The organism is Streptomyces sp. NPDC029216, from assembly GCF_040648015.1.
In the GTDB taxonomy this organism is placed as follows: Bacteria; Actinomycetota; Actinomycetes; order Streptomycetales; family Streptomycetaceae; genus Streptomyces.
In genome coordinates this window covers 1-4,050 of the sequence record NZ_JBEZWL010000276.1, presented here as the reverse complement: position 1 = coordinate 4,050, position 4,050 = coordinate 1, and the positions used below count along the sequence as shown (strand labels likewise).

The following is a 4,050-nucleotide window of genomic DNA, read 5'->3' as shown; positions in this document are numbered from 1 at the left end:
GGCTTCGGGGCGGGCGACGGCTTCACCGCTCCGGCCGGCTCGGCCGGGGCGTTCAGCGGCACCGGGGCGGGCGGGGCCGCCACGCCGTGGTCGCCGATGCGCACCAGCGGCCGCCCGCACACCATGTCCACGCCGTGCCACAGGTCGGTGCGCCCGTCCAGCCACGCGCGCATCGCCGCCTGGTGGGGCTCCGGATCGCCCCAGGTCGCGTACAGCTTCGAGGCGGACACCGCGATCACCCGCAGCCCGCCGGTGGCCACCGCCTCCCACACCGCGGCCGCGACGCCGGGGCAGTGGGCGGATCGGTAGTCGTCGAAGACCACGACGGCTTCGGGGGCGGCGACGATCCGCGAGGAGGCGATGTCCTGGACGACGTGCTCGTGGAGGTGGGAGGCGTCGATGTGGACGAAGCGGCAGCTGCCCGGCCGCACCCGGTCGGCCACGACGGAGGTCGGGGCCTGGATGACGGTCGGCAACTCCTTGTGGAACGCCAGGTAGTTGGCCTCGAACCCGCGCCGGGTGAGGGTGGGGTAGGAGTCCCGGACCTCTTCGAGGTTGTTGTCGTCGGGCGCGGGCGAGTCGAAGAGGTCGACGACGGTGAACTCCTCGCCCTCCCGCAGGTATCCGGCGAGGAAGATCGCACTCTTGCCCATGAACGCGCCGAGTTCGAGGATGTCACCCGGCGCATCGGCGGAGGCGTTCTGACGGGCCAGGAACCAGTCGAAGAGCACCTGGTCATACGCCGAGAACCAGCCCTTCACCTCGTCGAACGAGCGCGGTGCGGGCAGAGCGGGCTCGGCGTCGGGGGTGGTGACGGGAGCCTGTGAAACGTGCGACACGGAGAGTCATCCTCCAGCGGAATGGCATCGGTTCAACGCTGATACCCGGCCGGGTAAGCCGACCTTAAACCCCGAACAGCCGTATGGCGAGAAGTCGGGAGGCATTGATCATTCCGTTCAGAGGGTGGCGCGCCGGTGCAGCCTCCGGGCCGCGGTGTTGCGGACGCGGCGGGTCCGGGCAGAGGCGGCCAGCAGGGCCAGCGCCTCGTCGGAGGCGGGCGACTGCGCGGCGGTGCGCTGGCACCAGTCGGAGGCGGCCGCGAGCTCCGCCGCAGACCAACTCCCGCCGCTCTCTATCGCCTTGAGGAGGGTCCACTCGCGCAGCCGGCGGGCCGGGAAGGCGTGCCCTTCGAGTACGGCGCGCAGCGCGAGGGCCCAGTCACAGAACGCGGCGCCGGGCAGCAGCCGTACGGCCCGGCGGTCGAGGTGGGTGACCACGGCGCTCTGCGCCATCACCGGGTCGGGGTCGCGCAGGACGTCGGCCACGGCCCCGGCCTCGCCCGCGACGCCGGCCGCCCCCGCGGCGGCGAGACGGTCGAGGTGGCGGGCGTAGCGCCAGCGGTCGGGGGCGTTCGGCCCCGTAGGCGGGGCGGCCTCCGGCTGTCCGGCGGGCTGCCGCCGCTGCCCCGGCGCGGGCCGTACCCCCGCCGTCTCCCGGATGCCCCCCGGCATCCCGCTCGTCTGTGTCTCGCTGGTCCCCATGCCCCCATTCCACACGACCGGCCCGGCCGCCCGGGGGCCGGGGGCGGCCTCAGCGCTCCGGCGGCAGGGCGTCCGCGTCGGGGATCCGTCCCAGGCTCGTGTCCACGGCCTCAGACCTGCTCGAAGTAGAAGGACTTGATGAAGCAGTCCCGGGGCTGGCCGATGGCGAAGAAGACGCAGTCGACCAGCGACTGGGCGGTGAGCGGGTCCTGCGCGGTGCGCGGGGCCTCCTCCCAGGCCGGCGACAGCGGGTCGTGGTTGTCGAAGTCCGGCGGGTAGAGGGAGATCACCCGGACCCCCTGGCCGCGCAGCCTGCGGGAGAGGGTCTCGGTGAAGCCGGCCTGGGCGCTCTTGGCGGCGTAGAAGGAGTCGTGGGCCTCGGAGCGCTGGTTCCCCCGCTCGCCGCAGCCCGAGACCATGGTGACGATGTCCGGCTTGGCCGACCCGAGGAGCAGCGGCAGGAAGGCCTTGGTGACCAGGACGGTGCCGGTGGCTCCGGAGGCGAGGGTCTCGACCACGTCCTCGTCGGAGGCCGAGAGCAGGTCCGCGCCGTGCTGGTAGCGGGCGCCGTTGTTGACCAGGACGTCGATGTGCCCGCTGCGGGCGGCGACCGCCGCGGCGAAGGCGCGGACGGACGCCGGGTCCGTGAGGTCGCAGGCGTGGGCGTGGACCCGGGCGGGGTCGTGGCCCTGGCCGATGATCTCCTCGCGGACGCGTGCGGCGGCTTCGGGGGTGCGGGCGGAGAGGTGGACCTCCGCCCCCCGGGCAGCGAAGCGGAGGGCCAAGGTCCGGCCGAAGTCCCGTCCCGCTGCGGTGATGACGACGCGATGGTCCTCAAGTGTCATGTCGGCGCTCCCGGTGTGTGGTCGATACACATGGTCTCAGGTGTGGATCATGGAATCCCCGGGCGCGGGGCCCGTTCGTCACCTCCGGGGGCCGCTCACCAGCGCAGGCCCCGCTCGGGGAGCTCGGTGGGCGGGATGCGGGGCGGGACGGGGAGGCCGAGCTGGGTGCGGGCCGCGTGGACCGCCGCCACCTCCTGCCGGCCCGCCGGGCCCCAGTCGCTGAGTTCCCGCACCTGCTCCGGGGTGGCCAGCAGCCGGGCGTACGCGGGGTCCCCGGCCGGGGAGAGCCCGGTGAGGCGGGCCGCCGTACGGGCCAGGGCGCCCCGGTCGGCGTACCGGTAGCCGAGCGGCAGGGCGGCCACGGCGGGCTCCGCCTTCGGGGCGGGGAGGTGGGCGGCGCCGGTGGCACGGGCGACGAGCAGCAGGACCCGGCCGTCGGGGGCGAAGAGCCAGCCGGAGTGATCGCGCACGGGCAGGTGCGGGGGGACGGGCCCGGGGAGCCAGGTGCCGTGCTGCGGGACGCGGCGGGTGCGCAGGACCCCGAGCCGGTCGAGGGCGGTGGGGGCGGTCGGCCGGCCGTCCTCCAGCAGGGCGGGCCCGGAGCCGCTGATCCGGGCCCGGAGGGCGGCCAGGGCGCGGCGGGCGTCGCCCGGCTCCATCAGGGCGGGCAGGTCGGCGGGCTCGGCGAACTCGATGCCGGTGATCTCCTGGGCGGGCAGCCGGATGGACTCGATGCGGTCGGGGGCCCAGGTGCCGCCGTCGTACACGTGCAGGATCTCTCCGGGGAAGCGCATCTCGGGCGGGAAGCCGGGGGCGCCGGCGGGGATCCAGTCCACGGCGAGCCCGCGCGGGTAGCGGCCGTCGACCCCGAGTTCCTCGCGCACCTCGCGGGCGGCGGCCGCCGCGGGCGCCTCCCCCGCGTCCACCGCGCCGCCGGGCAGCAGCCGGTCGGGGCGGTAGTCCACGCTCTGGACGAGGACCCGCCCCTCGGTGTCGGTGACGAGGACGACCGCTCCCGCCCAGAGGGCGGCCCGTGAGGCCCCGTACTCCGCCGGGGTCATCCACGTGCCCGCCCGTCCGGGGTCGTCGGTCAGCTGGGGCATGGTCACTCCGATCACCGTGGGTGGGTCCGCCGCCTGTGCAACAGCGGCCGCGACCCTCGGGTTACGGCGGCCGGCGGGTGGTCGGGGCCGGCTCCGCTTTACCACCCGTATACCTTCCACTCCCTCCTTATTGCCCGATTATGTCGATCTTGATACGGTCCGTCGTGCGGGCTGGCGATGTGAAAGTCGCTGGTCCGACCACGTATGCGGCCCCGCACTCACCCGTCCGTGTGAGCGGGGGCGCCGGACGGTGCTCCGGTACGGCAGGGTGGGCGGATGCCGTCGCGCCTCTCCCTCCCGCTCTGGGTCCCCGTCCTCATGCTGGCCGCCGGGTGTGTGACCGTACGGCCGACGCCGCCCGTCGAGGCCCCGCGGCAGGATCCCGCGGCGGCCCGGACGGCGTGGACACCCCGGCCGCCGGTGGTGCCGGGGCTCCCGCTGGGGCCCGCGCCGGAGCCGCAGGACATGACGGGGGCGGCCGCGCACCTGCTGGACACCGGCCTGCTGGGCGGCGGCCGGCTCGCGCCCGGTCTGCTGGACCGGGTCCGCACCGAACATCTC

General features: G+C 75.1%; 4 protein-coding genes and 1 pseudogene. 1 reads left to right on the top strand and 4 read right to left on the bottom strand.

Going from position 1 to position 4,050, the window contains the following annotated elements; genetic code table 11:
* From AB0F18_RS38795 to AB0F18_RS38780, 4 genes are all read right to left on the bottom strand, one after another.
* The coding region (locus AB0F18_RS38795) for a class I SAM-dependent methyltransferase (protein WP_362070140.1) at window positions 1-839 on the bottom strand (839 nt) is incomplete at its 3' end.
* Between the two features lie 117 nt (window positions 840-956).
* The gene (locus tag AB0F18_RS38790) at window positions 957-1,541 is read right to left on the bottom strand and encodes a hypothetical protein (protein WP_362070137.1); all 585 of its coding nucleotides are present in this window, start codon (window positions 1,539-1,541) and stop codon (window positions 957-959) included.
* A gap of 110 nt (window positions 1,542-1,651) precedes the next feature.
* Window positions 1,652-2,386, bottom strand: a complete 735-nt coding sequence (locus AB0F18_RS38785; RefSeq protein WP_362070134.1) for an SDR family oxidoreductase — start codon at window positions 2,384-2,386, stop codon at window positions 1,652-1,654.
* 95 nt (window positions 2,387-2,481) lie between these two features.
* On the bottom strand, window positions 2,482-3,489 hold the full coding sequence (locus AB0F18_RS38780) for an NUDIX domain-containing protein (RefSeq protein WP_362070143.1): 1,008 nt from the start codon (window positions 3,487-3,489) through the stop codon (window positions 2,482-2,484).
* Window positions 3,490-3,765: 276 nt separating this feature from the next.
* On the opposite strand from AB0F18_RS38780, the pseudogene AB0F18_RS38775 reads away from it, so the two are divergent.
* Window positions 3,766-4,050 (top strand): annotated as a pseudogene (locus AB0F18_RS38775) (hypothetical protein); the annotation flags it as partial.